Origin of the sequence: Gracilimonas sp. BCB1 (genome assembly GCF_040117685.2) — a bacterium.
Taxonomy (GTDB): domain Bacteria; phylum Bacteroidota; class Rhodothermia; order Balneolales; family Balneolaceae; genus Gracilimonas.
Window position 1 is genome coordinate 21,970 of the sequence record NZ_JBEDYP020000003.1, and the last position, 16,657, is coordinate 38,626.

Sequence of the window (16,657 nt, forward strand, 5' to 3'; positions counted from 1 at the left end):
ATTGAACTACATGACGATTACAGAGACTCGGGAAAAAGTCTTATCAGGAGAACTAAAACTTCGAGACCTTGTAGAGCAGTACCATAAAGAAATTGAGAACAAAAACGCGGAGATTAATGCCTTCGTAACCACCGATTTTGAGGGGGCACTTACCCGTGCCGATGAGGTTCAGAAAAAGGTTGATAACGGTACCGCCGGGAAGCTTGCCGGGGTGGTAATGGGAATCAAAGACCTGATTTCTGAGCGAGGAAAGAAGCTAACCTGTGCGTCAAAGATACTTGAGAACTTCGAAAGCGTGTATGATGCCACCGTAATTGAACGCCTTCGTGATGAAGACGCCATCTTTATAGGCCGGCTGAATATGGACGAATTTGCCATGGGCTCCACCAACGAGTACAGCAATTTCGGCCCGGTAAAGAATCCTCAAAACACCGATAAAGTGCCCGGTGGATCATCGGGCGGAAGTGCAGCTGCGGTTGCTGCCGGAATGGCCATGACCACCTTAGGTTCAGATACCGGTGGTTCCATTCGTCAGCCTGCTTCATATTGTGGAGTGGTTGGGTTGAAGCCTACTTATGGAAGAGTTTCGCGGTACGGACTGGTAGCTTTTGCCTCTTCATTTGATTGTATCGGTCCGTTGGCCAATTCAGTGGAAGACACCGCCCGTATTTTGGATGTCATCGCCGGCTATGATGAGCGGGACAATACTTCATCTCACCGTGAGAAAGATGACTATGTGGGTGCGGTTCAAAATCCGGACAAGAACATTAAGATCGGTGTTCCGGAGGAATTTTTTGGTGAAGGCCTTGATGAGGAGATTAAAAAAGGTATCGAAGAGGTTTTGGATAAGCTGGAAGCAGATGGAGCTGAGCTGGTTCCTATACAGCTTCCTCATACCAAGTACGGTATTGCCACCTATTACATTTTAGCTACCGCTGAAGCTTCCAGTAACCTGGCCCGGTATGATGGAATTAGATACGGGCACCGCGCTGATAAGGATGAGATGCTGGATGGGCTCAAGAAGGAAGAGCAGGCCTTAAAAGAAGCATTCGAACAGGCCAAGGGCGAAGAAAAAATTGAGCTACAGGAAAAATTATCGAAATTGGACTCTCCGCTGATCCGCTTGTATAAAAAATCCCGAACCGAAGGGTTTGGAACTGAGGTAAAACGACGTATTATGCTCGGAACCTATGTGTTGAGTGCCGGTTACTATGATGCTTACTACGGAAAAGCCCAAAAAGTACGGCGTCTTATTCAAAACGACTACAAGGAAGCTTTCGGGAAAGTGGATGTAATCGTGAGCCCTACAGCACCAACCACGGCCTTTGATTTAGGGTCCAAAATGAATGACCCTGTCCAGATGTACCTGAACGATGTATATACCACTACGGCTAATTTAGCCGGTATTTGTGGAATCAGCGTTCCTGCGGGTACTCACAGTAACGGACTTCCTTACGGCATTCAGTTTATGGGAGACAGTTTCCAGGAAACCAAAGTTCTTAATGCTGCACGCCTTGTAGAACTCCAATCATAAATTACACCACACTTATGAACAGGCTGAAAGGTAAAACCGCAATCGTAACCGGAGCTACCGCAGGTATTGGGTACAAAACCGCGGAGCTTTTGGCTGAACAAGGTGTACATCTCGTAATTACCGGCCGCAGGGCAGGAAGGCTGGAGGACATCAAGGAAAAGCTGGAATCTGAGTTTGAAGTAAAGGTGCAAACCGCCGCTTTTGATGTGAGTAACGCAGAAGCTTGCGGCTCCTTTGTAGAATCGCTGTCAGCTAACGTGGATATTCTGATTAATAATGCCGGTCTCGCAAAGGGAACAGATCCGGTGTATGAGGCCGAATTTGACGACTGGAATGCCATGATTGATACCAACGTCAAAGGACTGTTGTATCTCTCCAGACTCATTATCCCGCAAATGAAAGAAAGAAACACCGGGCATATCATCAATGTGGGTTCTACTGCCGGTCACGAATCGTATGCCGGTGGCGTGGTTTACACTGCCACGAAACATGCGGTTAAGGCGATTACGGAATCAACAAAGAAAGACCTGCACGGGACAGACGTTCGTGTAAGTATGGTGTCGCCCGGGTTGGTGGAAACCGAGTTTAGCGAAGTACGATTTAAAGGCGACAAAGAAAAAGCGGCAGAAGTTTATAAAGGCATGAAGCCGCTGGTTGCTCAGGATATTGCCGAGATCATCGTTTTTGTGGCGAACCGACCGACCCACGTAAATATTATGGACACTATCATTTACCCTACGGCACAATCTTCAGCAACAATGGTACACCGAGATGTATAAATGGTTTTTTCTAACCCTGGCAATTATGATTGCCGGATGTTCCGGTTCCGATAAATCAGGTCTTCAGTTTTCCGAAAAAGGGAGAGACGTTCCGGAGTTTAATGCGGATACTGCCTATAAATTTGTTCAGCAACAGGTAGATTTTGGGCCACGCGTACCCAACACGGAAGCTCACCGCCAGGCTGAAGCTTACTTTGCGGAAAAGTTTAAAGAGTACGCCGGTTCTAACGCAGTTTTTGTGCAAGAGTTTACGGCAGAAGGATATGATGAAGAGCTTGAGCTTGGTAATGTAATCGCTGCTTTCAACCTTAATGCACCCGATCGGATTATGTTGAGTGCACATTGGGATAGTCGTCCCCGCGCTGATATGGATTCAACCCGTCAAGAGGAGGGTATCGTCGGAGCAGATGATGGGGGAAGCGGAGTCGCCGTTTTGCTGGAGCTGGCCCGCATGTTTAGTGAAAATCCCCCACCCATAGGCGTGGATATCGTTTTATTTGATGGGGAAGATTACGGCAAGTCGGGCAGTTTAGAAAAATACTTCCTTGGCTCGCGGTATTGGTCAAACAATCCACCTGTTCCGGGATATAGCCCCCGTTTTGGAATTTTATTGGATATGGTGGGAGCTGAAGGAGCACAGTTTCCTAAAGAACGATATTCGTTAAGTTATGCCCCAAATCTGGTGGAAGAAGTATGGAACATTGCAGTTGAGAAAGGATATGAAAATTACTTTTTGAATGAAGAAGGAGCTGCTGTTTCGGACGATCATGTAATTGTGAATGAACAGGCCCGGATTCCCATTATAAATATCATAAATCATAGCCGTACACCTCGTGGAAATGCGCAGTTTGCTCCTCACTGGCACACCCATAGTGATAACATGGAGATCATTAGCAGAGAAACGCTGCAAGCCGTAGGTGATGTAATGGCAGAACTTATTTACAACCGACTATAATGGAATATGTTGAGCTTCAGATTTCACTTAAAGATGATTTTCACGAACTGTTGATCGCCGAACTTTTTGACCTCGATTTTGAAGGTTTTGAACAGGATGATGATTTACTCATTGCTACCATTCCCACTCAGCGATTTGATGATTCCAAACGGGAGCAAATTGAAAAGCTGCTGATGAATTTTGGAGGGGAGTCATCCATTCTGAGTGAAAAGATTATACCTGATCAAAACTGGAATGAGACCTGGGAGAAAACCATACAGCCTCAGGCTATTGGTCGGTTTTATGTGCATCCCACCTGGTCAACGACCGGTGCCGATGTCAGTGATAAAATTGAGCTGATGATAGACCCAAAGATGGCTTTTGGAACCGGATATCATGCAACTACAAGGGTGATGCTGGAATGGCTGCCCGAGGTGATCAGTGAGGGCGACAAGATCCTTGATGCAGGAACCGGAACAGGTATTTTAGCGATCGCAGCATTAAAATTGGGAGCTGAATCTGCTTTTGGCTTTGATATTGATGAGTGGAGCGAGACCAATGCCCAGGAAAATATTCTGCTTAACGAAGTAAAGAATTTTGAAGTTAAACTTGGGTCCACAGAAGTAATTCCGGAAGGTGAGAAGTACGATGTGATTTTAGCCAACATAAACAGGAACGCATTGATAGGTTTAATTCCCGAATTACTTAGGTATTTGAATGAGGGCGGGAAATTGCTCATCTCCGGACTGTTGGAAGAAGACGAGCCGGTGATGCTAAAACAGGAAGCCCTGGAAAAATTAACTCATCGCGATACCCGCCAGCATAAAGAGTGGATAGCCATATTATTTGAAGCATGAAAGCAGCGATAGACATTGGTACAAATACGGTTCTTCTTTTGGTAGCTGAGTATGAAAACGGGGTTATTAAAAACGTCCACGAAGAACACCGTGTGCCCCGGTTGGGAAAAGGAGTAGATGCTGACAAGAATATAAATGAAGAGGCTACTGAAAGAGTAATAAACGCCCTTAGTGCTTACCGGAAAATATTAGCAGCTGACTTCCCTAAAGTAGATCAGATTATAGTTACGGCTACGAGTGCTGTACGTGATGCCAACAACAGGAAAGCGTTTATTAACAGGGTGAAAGAGGAAACCGGTTTTGATATCAGGCTACTTTCAGGAAGGGAAGAAGCGGAGTGTACAGCTGCTGGTGCTTTATCCGTTCTTGAAAATATAGAAGATGAAGAAACACTGATTTTAGACATTGGTGGAGGGAGTACAGAAGTCGCTCTGGTTAAGGAAGGTAAAGTTACAGATGGCCATTCCTTTGATATGGGTTCGGTTCGGTTTACGGAACGTTTCCTCTCCGGAAATCCGCCTTCTTCCAAAGAAATAGAAGCCTGCAGAAATAAGGTAACCGGGTTTTACAAGAGCAGGGAATTTGAAGTAGGGGAAGAAGTGAAAGCCGTGGGAGTAGCCGGAACGGTTACTACGCTGGCGGCAATGGTTTTAAACATCACCAATTACGAGCCGGATAAGTTAAACGGCCATTCGCTGACTCTGGAATCGGTACAGAACTGCATCAAAGATTTTTCGGAGAATACGCATGAAGATATGCTGGCTCAGAACCCGGTATTTCTGAAGGGCAGGGAAGATATCTTTTTGGGAGGGATGCTGATTCTTGAAGGCTTTCTGAAGCACTTCAATTTTGAGGAAATTGTAGTATCAACCGGCGGTATTCGTCACGGGGCAATCATTACCTTAGCTAAATAAAAAAAAGCATCACCCCGGCGGGAATGATGCTTCTTCAGTTGTTCCTTCCGGGTTAATTGCCAATCGCAAAACGAAGTCCAACTCCGATATTCAGCTGGTCATAATCGCCAAGAACGTATTTGAACTCACCAAAAAGGTTGGCAAAATCCAGGCCGTATTCAGCACCTGCGCCAACATTTAGCCCAACTTCTCCATTGTCGGAACTGAAGTTTCCGGAGCTCACTTTTACCCGCGTGTAATTCAATCCGGCCAGGGCATAGGCAATCAGGCCTTGTTCAGGATCATTCACAAAAATGTAATTCCCGTTTATGTTAAACTCGAACCAGTTTACATCGGCATTACCGGCATCATCGGGAAGGTAGAACCCGAGTTCGGCAACAGCCCGAAAATCTTCATTGATTCGGTAGGTGCCGTCGAGGCGTAAGCCCGGCTGCTCTATTTCACTTCCATACATTAAACCGGCTCCTATCTGGATATCTCCATAAGCGTTTTCGGCTTCCTGGGCTGAAGCATTTGTATTGAGTGACAGGCTAAAAGCCAGGGCTAGGATTAAAAAGGATAATTTTCTCATAGTTCTGTGTGTTTTTTATTTGTTTAAAAGACTACACAGGTATATGCGTCAAGTTTTAGAAAAAAGGCTCAAAAAAGACATTTTCATTTGTCTCAGGCTTTGTATTTTAAGGGCTGAATAATTGTAGATATGTCTGAAGAAAATTCCGAAATCAAAAATACGTCACCGCGCGAAAATGCGTCTGCAAGTAGTCTCGAAGATGACAAATTTGTGGCGGAAGCATTAGCCGGTAAAGAAGATTCCTACAAAAAATTAGTAGATAAATATCAAAAGCCTCTCTATTTCCACATCCGAAAAATGATTAAAGAGGTGGAGCTTGTTGAAGACCTGGTCCAGGAAGTTTTTATGAAAGCCTTTCATAACCTTTCTTCTTACAGTAACGAGTATGCTTTTTCTACCTGGTTGTACCGCATTGCAACCAACCATACCATCGATTATTTAAGAAAGAAAAAGCTGCAAACACTCTCTATTAACGAGCCCTACAAAACTAAAGATGGGGACATGGAAATTCAGCTGCCGGATGAAAGCTTTTCTACCGATACCCCGGTGATGAAGAAAGAAAGAAAGGCGATTGTTCAGCATGCCATCGAAAATCTTCCTGAGAAATATAAAGCCGTTATTGAGATGCGGCACATGGAGGAGAAGTCGTACCAGGAAATAGCGGACGTCCTGGATTTGCCGCTCGGTACGGTTAAAGCCCATATCTTCAGAGCAAGGGAACTACTCTACAAAGCATTGAAAGATAAAAGAGAGCAATTCTAAATATTTATGAGCCTTTTCCGGGCAATTTTACGCATAGGTAAGTGAACACCTAAACATAATTTCAAAACTATGCGTAATTCAAGAGTAATAACACTATTCTCGGTCGTACTTCTTTTTTCGTTTGCACTGATTTCTTGCGGGGATGATCCCACTTCTGCTAATGAAGATCCCCCTGTGCTGCCTACATTTGAGAATATAGAGCCCGACCTTTCTTATTTTGAGTCAAACCAGCCTCAGCAAAGTAATTCCAATTATTCAGAGGCCTATTACTACGGCGTGGGACTGGGTAGCATTGCCTTTACCTCTCAGGCCTATGTCAGTTTCTTTTCACTGGCTGATTCTGAAAATGCCGACTTTAAAAACGGTAAATGGGTATGGGAATACAGCTATTCTTATGAAGGCGAATCTGTATCCATAAAACTAACGGCCGAACCCGACGGTGACTTTATTAACTGGGAAATGCTTTGGTCTTTTGATGACGGTCAGGGCAATTCGATCACGGATTATGCAATTGTAACAGGCCGTATTGCCTCTGATGGCAATTCAGGAAGCTGGACATTCAATGCACTAAATCCGGATACTAATGAGGGAAGAACCGGTTCTTATTTCTGAATGGTCCACCTCCGGTGAGAATAATCTGGAAATCGAAACCGATTATTATGACTCAGGCAGTGTGGTAACAACCTATACCTATACTCAGAATGACAACGAATTCACAGTTTTCTTAAGCGATACGGATGAAGAAAACGACTTAACCGTTTTCTGGGATGATGAAGCTATGACCGGGTACTTGCAGATCGGATCTGATTCATCAAACCGATCGTGCTGGGATAGTAATTTTGAGGATGTTGCCTGCGCCAGCGTTGGGTATTAATGGACTGATAAAGTAGCTATCAAGCCGGCCGGTTTTTTAATCAGTCGGCTTTTTTTATTTGGTGAGATTCCGGGATACAATCTCTACGTTCGACTTAAACTTATCATACTTAGCCCGTCGGATTGCACTTCCCTCAAAAGTCTCATCATACTGTTGGGGAGTAAGGTTCTCCCAGAACTCCATATCCCGTTCAACCACATACTCTCTTGGATGCAGGTCTTCAAATTGTGCCGTTATGGATTTACTGTTCCAGGGACATACATCCTGACAAATATCACAGCCATACACCCAGTTTTCAATATCTGTTTGGTACCGCCTGTCTATTTCTTCTTTCAGCTCAATGGTGAGGTAGGAAATACATTTAGTAGCATCCACTCTGTACGGTTCATAAATCGCATCAGTAGGGCAGGCATCCAGGCAGCGGGTACATGAGCCGCAATGGTCGGTTACGGGCGTGTCGTAGCTTAATTCGGCGTCTATTATCATTTCCCCGATAAATACAAACGAACCAATGTCTTTGTTCAGCAGGTTGGAATTTTTTCCGATCCAGCCAAGTCCGGCTCTTTGTGCCCATACCTTATCCAGTACCGGGGCAGAGTCCACGAAAATTCGTCCTTCAATTCCGCCTAATAATTCCTTGCTGAAATTGAACAGCTCCTTCAGCTTCTTCTTCAGCACTTTGTGGTAATCACGCCCGTGTGCATATTTGGCAATCAAGGGCTCGTTCTTTTCCCCGATTTGTTGTTGGTGGGATGGATGATAGTAGCTGGCTAAAACGGAAACCAACGTTTTTGAACCGGGAACCAAGAGGGTAGGATCAACTCTTTTATCAAAATGATTGCCCATCCAGTCCATAGTGCCGTTACGGTTTTGCTTCAGCCATTCCTCAAGGCGTCGGGCTTCATGAGGGAGATGTTGGGCTTTGGCGAATCCACAGGCATCAAATCCCAGCTGTAGGGCGCGCGAACGGATTTGTTCTGTGAATTTTTGCTGCTGAAGCATTCCGAATTACGTTTTTTCCGGAACCAGTTTCTCGCCTTTCCAGATTAAATTCTGAGTTTTACCATTTACCATACGTACCGTGCGGGCACGGTATTTTTTGACCACGGCATAATCGTGAGTAACCATCAATACGGCCATGCCCCGGTTGTTGATACTCCGCAGCAGCTCCATAATGTCTTTGGTGGCTTTGGGATCAAGGTTTCCGGTGGGTTCATCGGCCAGTAAAATTCGGGGCTCGTTAGCTAAAGCCCTTGCAATAACCACACGTTGTTGTTCACCTCCGGAGAGGTCCTTCGGCATGTGCTTTCTCCGATGACTAAGCCCAACCATAGTCAATACTTCCAATACGCGCTGTTTGATGAACTTGGGTTTTTCTCCGGTTACCTGAAGGGCAAAGGCTACATTTTCGTGTACGTTTCGATCCTGCAAAAGCTGGAAATCCTGAAATACAATACCGAGCCTTCTGCGCAGCATGGGTACTTCCCGTTCCGATATTTTGTTTACCGGGTATTCAGTCACACGAACGGTTCCGGTATAGGGTACAACATCACGGTACAAAAGTTTCAGGAAAGAGCTTTTTCCGATACCCGTCGGTCCAATCAGGTAGGCAAACTCACCGTTATGAAGCTTGAAGTTTACATCATCCAATACCCTGGTATGATCATATCTCAGGGTTACATTCTTAAGTTCAATTACTGCTGTTTCTGACATCGAAGTACCATCGTTACGCGTGTGCTTTTTTCGTCTGCATCCACCAAATCAAAACCCTCATATTTGGCTACCTGATGATAGGAGGTTTGTTCCAAAATTGATAGCATTTCCTTGAGCGAATAAATTCGCTGCCTGTGAATTTCATGGTAGCTTTCAAGAACGGTTTTACCATCGTCGTCCATTTTATCGATTTCAAACTCGTTGTAATGAAAATGCTCTCCCGGTTCATACCGGCTTTCCCTGAAATAGCGGTAGTTGCCAAAGCTGCCTTCTTCATTGTTGAGGTAATCTACCGCTTCCAGTGAGTTTTGCGGGGTGGAAAAGTCGAAGATCAATAATCCACCCGGATTCAAAATATTCGAACATCCTTTCAGCATTTTGTGGATTTCTTCTTTTGAGTGAAGGTAATTCACACTGTCGAATACAGAGAAGATAATATCATAAGTATCATTACTACGAATATCCCTGAAATCCATGGTATGAAAGTCAACATCTGCTTCCTGTTGTGCTGCTTTTAATCTGGCTTTCTCAATCATGGCAGACGACAGATCGGTAGCGGTAAGCTCATATTCGTCAAGTTGTGCAAGATGCAGGGAAATAGCCCCGGTTCCGCAAGCCAGTTCGAGCACATCAACAGGGTCTGGGTGGTGAGTTTGGATTACTTCATCTATAAAGTCTGCCCACATTTCATAGTCTACGTCCTTCATCAGGGTGTCGTAGAGTTCGGCCAATGCTGTATAGATTTTGGCTTGTTCAGTCTTCACTAAGTCGTTTATTTGCAAGTTCAACCGCCAGTTTGTACGCTTCTTTGAAAGAAGATGGATTGGCAACACCTTTGCCTGCTATATCAAAGGCCGTGCCATGATCCGGAGAAGTGCGGATGATAGGAAGTCCGGCCGTAAAATTCACCCCTTTACCAAAAGACAGTAGTTTAAACGGAGCCAGTCCCTGATCGTGATACATCGCTAAAATCGCATCGTGATGTTTGTGAAGCTGTTGCCCGAAAAAACCATCGGCGGGGAAGGGGCCATGAAGGGTTATATCTGTTCGTTTTTCCCTGATCATTTTCAGGGACGGGGTGATAGTATCAATTTCCTCCATACCAATTACACCACCATCACCGGCATGGGGATTTAAGCCGAACACGGCAATTTTAGGGTTTGTAATCCCAAAATCATGAATCAGGCTCGAGGAAAGAATTTCAACTTTCTCTTCGATGACATCCGGAGTGATGGCTTTTGAAATATCTTTCACCGGAATATGGGTCGTGGCCAATGCCACCCTCAAATCTCCGCTAACCAGCATCATAAGCACAGAATCGGTATTAGTTTGAGAAGCCAGGAATTCGGTATGCCCCGGTATTTCATAACCGGCCAGGTTCACGGCTTCTTTGGATATCGGAGCGGTTACCATTGCATTTACCACATGGTTCACGCAAAAATGTATGCATTGCTCGATGGATTGCATAGCCGCCTTGCCGCTTTGGGCAGACTGTATGCCCGGAGTCATTTTCAAATTATCTACAGCAAAGCTGAGAACGTTAATGGTTCCCGACTGTAAACCGGTGACGTCCTCTGAATAATTAACATCTAAATCATAAGGTAGGTAGGAGAGAACGGAGGTTATGATCTCTTTCGGGGAAATGATCACAGGAGTGGATGTTCCCAAATCCAAATCGGACAATGACTTCAGGACGATCTCCGGACCAATCCCGTTAAAGTCGCCAATCGAAATAGCTATGCGTGGAATATCTTTCTTAAGCATGATACGCCTAAAATAAGGCGATTAATGGGCAATACACAGCGTTATCGAGTTCCAACCAGCATAAAGTCGCCGAAGCCGGAAGTGGCCTCAAACACAAACGTACGACTTGGGTACTTCCAAAGCTCAATGGTTTTTCCGCTTTCCGGAAACCGGCGTTCTTTATTATTTGGGGGACCAAACTTTATATACACTTCTCCCTGATCACTTTCGTGACCCATGGGGTTTTCCTGGCTGCCGAACTCTTTGAAGGCAAAATCAATTCGACGGTAGTATTCGGCCATTAATTCGTTATACACAGTTTTTGGAGTTGGGTCTTTGCTGTCCCAGAATTCTCTGAACTTTCTTTCCCGCTCACGGTTATTTCCACTGTTTATTTGCTTGAGTTCTTTCTCAGAAATAATGTAGTTCAGATTATTAATGGCAACATCCAGGTTATACAGACTGGCAGGCATGTTTGGCCAGTAGGATCGGAAAAAGGATCTTGCTACCGGTTCATCTTGTCCGTCTTTGGTTAATTTCAATATATAAGGAGCATTTTCAAAAGTGCTTCCGGGAATGGATACAAGGGCATACGTATAGGGATGGTTACCCTGAACGAGATTCAGTGCCGGGTTTTCTGATTTAATAAGCCTGATCGTTGAGTTTTGAAATACTTCATCAGAATTGAGTTCTGCAGAATAGATAGTTTCAATAGAGGAGGTATCCCGCCGGGAAGTATTTGCCTTATCAACTTTTAAGTGGTACTTAGCTGAACCATCATAATCTGGAATTCGGACTAATGCATAGAAGTCTTCGCCGAACAGAACATTCTGCTCCATGTTCATCAGTTCCAACCGGTTTCCTTTTTTATTCTTTACTAAAATAACTTCTCCGGTTTTCTTTTGGGATAAGTCCGGAACATATATTCCCCGACGGCGTGTATTTCTTTCGTTTACTTCCTGCATCATAGCCAGCTGAAGAATAAAGTTGTAGTGTCCGGCATTAAGTTCTGTAGAGACTGAACCCGAAGCATACATCTTTGAGGATTGTGTTTGCTCAAAATTGGATGTGAAAAGAGTGTCTTTCCAAACATCACGGGAAGCAGAATTGGCAGACGGATCCTCCCGTCGTTTTAATTTCCCCTCAAAAATCTCTGTGCTAAGTCTTATTGTGGAGTAGAATTCAGCATTCTCAGGAGCATTCAGGTCGTTATTAAGTGGAATCTTTTTAAACGGGATAAAGTCATTATTAAACCTGAATACAAAGGCTAACGTTGTGTTTCCATCATCACCGGGAAGGATAATATCATCAATGAAAATAGTTGGGCTCTGCGACCTCATAACCAGTTGTCGATAATTTACCCGTTGTGCAAGTATGGAGGTGGAAAAACCTAAAAGCAAAAGGATGGCTAAAAGTCGCTTACTCATGGAAGTCATTTTTTTGAATGATTTAAATCAATATCGGGGTTTACACATTAAATATAATCCCTATTTTCAACGCAGCATTCGAATCAACATTATACAAACAAAAAAGATAACAGAATATGAGCAGTGAATCTGGAAGCGCTACCAACCATTGGTTACATAAAATTATTGAAGAATTCGGAGAAACTGAGGACAAGATTAAACTTGGCGGTGGGCAAAAACGAATTGACAAACAACACGCTAAAGGAAAGCTGACAGTACGTGAACGTATTGAAAAGCTTACCGATGAAGGTTCCCGTTTTTATGAACTTGGGCTTTGGGCCGGCTACGAGATGTATGAAGAGCAAGGCGGTTGTCCCTCAGGCGGAGTGGTGACCGGTATCGGGAGTGTAAGCGGAAGAAAGTGTATGATTGTAGCCAATGATGCGACTGTAAAAGCCGGTGCGTGGTTTCCCATCACTGCCAAGAAGAACCTGAGAGCGCAGGAAATTGCCATAGAAAATCATATTCCGCTGATCTACCTGGTTGACTCTGCCGGCGTTTATCTTCCTTTGCAGGATGAAATTTTTCCGGATAAAGATCACTTCGGGCGTATGTTCAGAAATAATGCCATTATATCCGCAAAAGGGATTCCTCAAATAGCGGCCATCATGGGAAGTTGTGTGGCCGGTGGAGCTTACCTGCCTATAATGAGTGATGAAGCTTTGATTGTAGATGGAACCGGAAGTGTGTTTTTGGCCGGAAGTTACCTGGTTAAAGCTGCCATCGGGGAAGAGGTTGACAACGAAACGCTGGGAGGTGCTACTACTCATACCGAAATTTCGGGTGTAACTGATTATAAGATGGAAGACGATGAAGAATGTCTGTCAACTATTCGGGATTTGGTGGATAAATTTGGTCCGTTTGATACAGCCGGGTTTAACCGAAAAGAAAGCAAAGATCCCAAACGTCCGGCCAGCGATGTGTTCGACATCGTTCCGGAATCCAGAACCAGTCCTTATGATATGTATGAAGTGTTAGACTGTATGGTGGATGAGGACAGCTTCACCGAATTCAAAAAAGGATATGGGCAAACACTTATTACCGGCTTTGCACGGATTGATGGATGGAGCGTAGGCATTGTTGCCAATCAGCGAACGGTAAACCGAACCAAGAAAGGGGAGATGCAGATCGGTGGAGTGATTTACTCAGACAGCGCTGATAAAGCAGCTCGGTTTATTATGAACTGCAACCAAAAGAAAATACCATTGGTGTTTTTGCAGGATGTAACCGGTTTTATGATCGGGAAACGAAGTGAGCATGGAGGCATTATCAAAGACGGGGCTAAAATGGTAAATGCCATGAGTAACAGCACGGTTCCGAAAATCACTATTGTAGTCGGTAACAGTTACGGAGCCGGAAATTATGCCATGTGTGGACGAGCTTATGACCCACGGTTTATGTACGCATGGCCTACCGCTAAGATCGCAGTAATGAGCGGAGCCTCAGCCTCAAAAACCCTGATGCAGATTCAGGTTGCAGCCATGAAGAAGAAGGGAGAAGAGGTAAGTGAGGAAGATCAGGAGCGAATTATGAAAGAAATCAGTGACCGCTACGACAAGCAAACGGATGTCCGCTATGCAGCCTCGAGGTTATGGGTTGATGGAATTATTAATCCATTAGATACGCGCGCCCGGATTTCAAAAGCGATTGAGTGTGCAAACCTGAACCCGGAAATTGAGGAATTCAAAACAGGGGTTATGCAAACCTAAAAGGAAGCCCACCAGCCGGCCACTATTGCCAAACTAAAGCTGAGCAGAGTCCCGATCATAATATATTCGGTTTGTTTTCTCTGCTCGGCCTTTTGAAGGTCGCTGAATCTGAAAACGGATTTAGCTGCCAGTAAAAATCCGATGCCGCTCCAGTTGTTAGTGAGGATGAAACCGAGAATTAGTAGTCGCTCAAGAATGCCGATGTATTCCCCGGCATTTTCAAGCCCGTTATCGTCTTGCTGAGCCTTAATCTCTTTAGCACTTGGTTGCGGGCCCCAGTCATCCGGTAAAAGCTGGTTAATGAGTATGGAGGCGGGTTTTGTCACAAATACAAACGCAACAATCACTCCCCACTCTATGCTACTTATAGATATCTCCGGAAAGTTAAAATCACTAATAATGAGCATGGAAAGGGCAATCACCAGCAAGTGAATCAGCTGATCAAGGAAAAAAGAAAGGCGCTTCTTCTTAGCAAAGGCTTTGATGGGATCAATAAGGATGTGGGTTCCACCAATCAAAAGAGCAAGAAACCAAACGCTTGAAAATCCGCCCATCCATAAAGCACCGAAAGCAAGGGCTATATGAACAAAGCCGTGAAGGTACAAAGGACCTGCTTTCCATTTCTTTTGCCGGCGCTCCTCTATCCAGTGGGTGGGTTGAAGAAGGAAATCGCCAAGCAGATGAGCAAGAACCAGCATCAAAAATAAATCATCCATGGTTACATATATTTGGTTTTGGTTTCAAACCGGTTCAGCAATAGCTCAAACTCATCGATATGAGCTCTTTTTTTTCTTTTAGATACAGCCGGCTGAGAAATATTCAGTTCTTTGGCGATTTCAGATTGTGTCAAGTTCTCCATCCAAAAATACCATGCAATCTCAGCATCCGCTTGAGACCAGCTCTTGACGAAAATATCAGCAAAGGTCAGGCTTACACTCATTTCACCGTCAAAGTCAGGATTGTCGGATGATAATGCAAGACGGTCATCCGAGTTTTTCAATTCATCAAGGGCATGGCCGGAACGAGTAAAAGCATCTCCGAATGACTCATTTACACTGTTTTCCAGATAAGCATATTCCCCGATTCCAATGGCAATTCGGGTATCCATTTTGTGATCGGTTTTGGTTGATTTAATAAGTCCGGCCCTGATAATAAAGGCAACCCTTAGTGCCTGTCGGGGATCATGGAGTCCAAGCTGGAATCCGTCTCCACGATGCATTTCCGCACCATTTCCTGTTAATTCAAAACGATCTTCTATACGCACAAAAATTTCTTTCAGGTCAGGAAGCCAGGTTTCTGAGCTATCAGCTGAAGTTGAATAAACAATATCTCCTGTTAGAACTGCAATCATACCATTCCAAATATTAATTCCTCAAACATTACTTAATTAAGTTATAAATAGCAAATATAACCTAATTGAGTTAAAGTAGATTTGTTAATTATCAGAAAGCCCACTGTTGCAATCAGTTCAGGCAGATGATATTATCAAAGAGAAAGAACTCAACCCAACAAACTATTTTTTGAATTACGAGCTAACCAAAGAGTATAACCTGATTTTTCTGGGTGTAGAAGCCAGCTTTACATTAATCGACTTTCTGCTATTCTTTTCAAGCTTTTTATTAGGCTTTGTATTCGCATTGTTCTTTTTGATTTTTGCAGTAGCGGTGCTCCAGAAAATTTTTTCCCGGTATGAGTTCGAGTTTAACACCGATGAGTATACCATCACCAAGTACTATAAACTTTTCAGTTATTTCAGGTTCAGGTTACGAACCATAAGTTTTGGGGAAGTGGAAGAATTTTTACTCTCCAATCATGAGACCGGAAAAGCTTTATTCAGCAAGGGCATGGAGAATAAAGAGTGGTTTACTTTCGATATAATGACGGAAAATGGATATATCAGATTGGTTAAGTCTGACAAGGAAGAGTTAGATGAAGTATATGATATTTTCCGGGAACTGGAAGAAAAGCTCGATATCTATTTCAAATTCAAAGTGGAATTTATAGAACCGCTGAAATGATTACGGATTCATTATAAATATACATATTACCATAGCGACAAGTCTGAACTCATGATTTCACACACCCAGGTCATTATTTTACGGGTTATCGATTACCAGGAGTCGAGCAAGATTCTTACGGTACTTTCGGCAGAGCACGGCAAGATTGCCCTGATAGCTAAAGGAGCGAAAAAGCCGAAAAGTAAACTTGCAGGTATTTTGGAGATAGGAGTGGTATTAGATGTGGTTTACTACTACAAAGCTAACCGGGGTGTACAAACGCTAACCGAAGCCTCAGTTCAGTATTCAACCGATCAGTTTCGCAAAGATTTTGAGAAAGCGGCCATTTTATATTCCACGCTCGAAATTGTATCACAATTAGTTCACGAAAATGAGGTTAATAAGCCGGTATTTGAGTTCAGCAGAAATTTTATTGAGTGGTTGGGCGACACCAGGGAAACTTATCCATCAGTATTTGCGTACGTCCAGCTCCGTTTGGCTGAAATCTCAGGAATTGGTTTAATCAGTGGGTTGGCCGAAGTCCCGGATCAAGCTTACTTAAATGTGTCGAGCGGAAAAATTTCGGAACAGTCGGAAGAAGAATTGTCTTATAAACTAACAGCTGCCCAAACGCGGTTTTTAATTTTAGGAATGTCCACAAAAAGTAAGAATATTTTTAAAGTGGGATTAGAGAATGGAGAGCTAAGGCAACTTGTTCACCATTTAGATGTTTATTTTAAATACCATATTGAAGGATATCAGGAAAGAAGGTCGGATTCCATTTTTGAACAGATGCTATAGGTG

19 protein-coding genes are annotated in these 16,657 nt (G+C 43.9%); 11 read left to right on the forward strand and 8 right to left on the reverse strand.

The annotated features are described in order from the left end of the window. Positions 1-10 precede the first annotated feature (10 nt). The 5 genes from ABFW99_RS01560 to ABFW99_RS01580 are packed head-to-tail and all read left to right on the forward strand — an operon-like array spanning position 11 to position 5,018. Positions 11-1,534, forward strand: a complete 1,524-nt coding sequence (locus ABFW99_RS01560; RefSeq protein ID WP_349353162.1) for an amidase family protein — start codon at positions 11-13, stop codon at positions 1,532-1,534. A 14-nt stretch (positions 1,535-1,548) separates the two neighbouring features. Next, the gene (locus ABFW99_RS01565; RefSeq protein ID WP_349353163.1) at positions 1,549-2,313 is read left to right on the forward strand and encodes an SDR family NAD(P)-dependent oxidoreductase; all 765 of its coding nucleotides are present in this window, start codon (positions 1,549-1,551) and stop codon (positions 2,311-2,313) included. Then, positions 2,306-3,268: a M28 family peptidase gene (locus tag ABFW99_RS01570; protein WP_349353164.1), complete on the forward strand. Its 963-nt coding sequence runs from the start codon at positions 2,306-2,308 to the stop codon at positions 3,266-3,268. The genes ABFW99_RS01565 and ABFW99_RS01570 overlap by 8 nt, the downstream gene beginning before the upstream one ends. After that, the gene (gene prmA / locus ABFW99_RS01575; RefSeq protein WP_349353165.1) at positions 3,268-4,104 is read left to right on the forward strand and encodes a 50S ribosomal protein L11 methyltransferase; all 837 of its coding nucleotides are present in this window, start codon (positions 3,268-3,270) and stop codon (positions 4,102-4,104) included. The genes ABFW99_RS01570 and prmA overlap by 1 nt, the downstream gene beginning before the upstream one ends. Continuing rightward, the gene (locus ABFW99_RS01580; RefSeq protein WP_349353166.1) at positions 4,101-5,018 is read left to right on the forward strand and encodes a Ppx/GppA phosphatase family protein; all 918 of its coding nucleotides are present in this window, start codon (positions 4,101-4,103) and stop codon (positions 5,016-5,018) included. The genes prmA and ABFW99_RS01580 overlap by 4 nt, the downstream gene beginning before the upstream one ends. A gap of 52 nt (positions 5,019-5,070) precedes the next feature. Here ABFW99_RS01580 and ABFW99_RS01585 read toward each other — a convergent pair whose 3' ends face one another. Continuing rightward, the gene (locus ABFW99_RS01585) at positions 5,071-5,589 is read right to left on the reverse strand and encodes an outer membrane beta-barrel protein (RefSeq protein ID WP_349353167.1); all 519 of its coding nucleotides are present in this window, start codon (positions 5,587-5,589) and stop codon (positions 5,071-5,073) included. A gap of 129 nt (positions 5,590-5,718) precedes the next feature. Between ABFW99_RS01585 and ABFW99_RS01590 the strand changes: the two genes are divergently transcribed. From ABFW99_RS01590 to ABFW99_RS01600, 3 genes are all read left to right on the forward strand, one after another. After that, complete coding sequence (locus tag ABFW99_RS01590) at positions 5,719-6,351, forward strand: RNA polymerase sigma factor (protein WP_290962410.1); 633 nt, start codon at positions 5,719-5,721, stop codon at positions 6,349-6,351. A 69-nt stretch (positions 6,352-6,420) separates the two neighbouring features. Then, positions 6,421-6,963, forward strand: a complete 543-nt coding sequence (locus tag ABFW99_RS01595) for a hypothetical protein (protein ID WP_440707395.1) — start codon at positions 6,421-6,423, stop codon at positions 6,961-6,963. Beyond that, a complete protein-coding gene (locus ABFW99_RS01600; RefSeq protein WP_440707396.1) occupies positions 6,935-7,225 on the forward strand; it encodes a hypothetical protein in 291 nt (96 codons plus the stop codon). The genes ABFW99_RS01595 and ABFW99_RS01600 overlap by 29 nt, the downstream gene beginning before the upstream one ends. Before the next feature lie 54 nt (positions 7,226-7,279). Here the strand turns inward: ABFW99_RS01600 and queG are convergent, their stop codons facing one another. From queG to ABFW99_RS01625, 5 genes are read right to left on the reverse strand one after another with little or no spacing between them, the layout of a single operon-like run. After that, positions 7,280-8,227 (reverse strand): tRNA epoxyqueuosine(34) reductase QueG, encoded by a 948-nt coding sequence (gene queG / locus ABFW99_RS01605; protein WP_349353169.1) that lies wholly within the window; start codon positions 8,225-8,227, stop codon positions 7,280-7,282. Between the two features lie 6 nt (positions 8,228-8,233). After that, positions 8,234-8,938 (reverse strand): cell division ATP-binding protein FtsE, encoded by a 705-nt coding sequence (ftsE, locus tag ABFW99_RS01610; RefSeq protein ID WP_349353170.1) that lies wholly within the window; start codon positions 8,936-8,938, stop codon positions 8,234-8,236. Further along, complete coding sequence (locus tag ABFW99_RS01615; RefSeq protein WP_349353171.1) at positions 8,920-9,702, reverse strand: class I SAM-dependent DNA methyltransferase; 783 nt, start codon at positions 9,700-9,702, stop codon at positions 8,920-8,922. Before ABFW99_RS01615 ends, ftsE begins: the two co-directional genes overlap by 19 nt. Then, complete coding sequence (gene pdxA / locus ABFW99_RS01620; protein WP_349353172.1) at positions 9,692-10,702, reverse strand: 4-hydroxythreonine-4-phosphate dehydrogenase PdxA; 1,011 nt, start codon at positions 10,700-10,702, stop codon at positions 9,692-9,694. Before pdxA ends, ABFW99_RS01615 begins: the two co-directional genes overlap by 11 nt. A gap of 41 nt (positions 10,703-10,743) precedes the next feature. Then, positions 10,744-12,108 (reverse strand): GWxTD domain-containing protein, encoded by a 1,365-nt coding sequence (locus tag ABFW99_RS01625; protein WP_349353173.1) that lies wholly within the window; start codon positions 12,106-12,108, stop codon positions 10,744-10,746. Positions 12,109-12,224: 116 nt separating this feature from the next. On the opposite strand from ABFW99_RS01625, the gene ABFW99_RS01630 reads away from it, so the two are divergent. Next, positions 12,225-13,856: an acyl-CoA carboxylase subunit beta gene (locus ABFW99_RS01630; protein WP_349353174.1), complete on the forward strand. Its 1,632-nt coding sequence runs from the start codon at positions 12,225-12,227 to the stop codon at positions 13,854-13,856. On the opposite strand, the gene ABFW99_RS01635 is transcribed toward ABFW99_RS01630, so the two are convergent. Further along, complete coding sequence (locus tag ABFW99_RS01635; protein WP_349353175.1) at positions 13,853-14,572, reverse strand: DUF3307 domain-containing protein; 720 nt, start codon at positions 14,570-14,572, stop codon at positions 13,853-13,855. The two genes, ABFW99_RS01630 and ABFW99_RS01635, sit on opposite strands and share 4 nt — an antisense overlap. A gap of 2 nt (positions 14,573-14,574) precedes the next feature. Then, positions 14,575-15,207: a sigma factor-like helix-turn-helix DNA-binding protein gene (locus tag ABFW99_RS01640; RefSeq protein WP_349353176.1), complete on the reverse strand. Its 633-nt coding sequence runs from the start codon at positions 15,205-15,207 to the stop codon at positions 14,575-14,577. Positions 15,208-15,313: 106 nt separating this feature from the next. Between ABFW99_RS01640 and ABFW99_RS01645 the strand changes: the two genes are divergently transcribed. Beyond that, positions 15,314-15,874, forward strand: a complete 561-nt coding sequence (locus tag ABFW99_RS01645; protein ID WP_349353177.1) for a hypothetical protein — start codon at positions 15,314-15,316, stop codon at positions 15,872-15,874. A 51-nt stretch (positions 15,875-15,925) separates the two neighbouring features. Next, on the forward strand, positions 15,926-16,654 hold the full coding sequence (gene recO, locus ABFW99_RS01650; protein ID WP_349353178.1) for a DNA repair protein RecO: 729 nt from the start codon (positions 15,926-15,928) through the stop codon (positions 16,652-16,654). Positions 16,655-16,657: the final 3 nt, after the last annotated feature.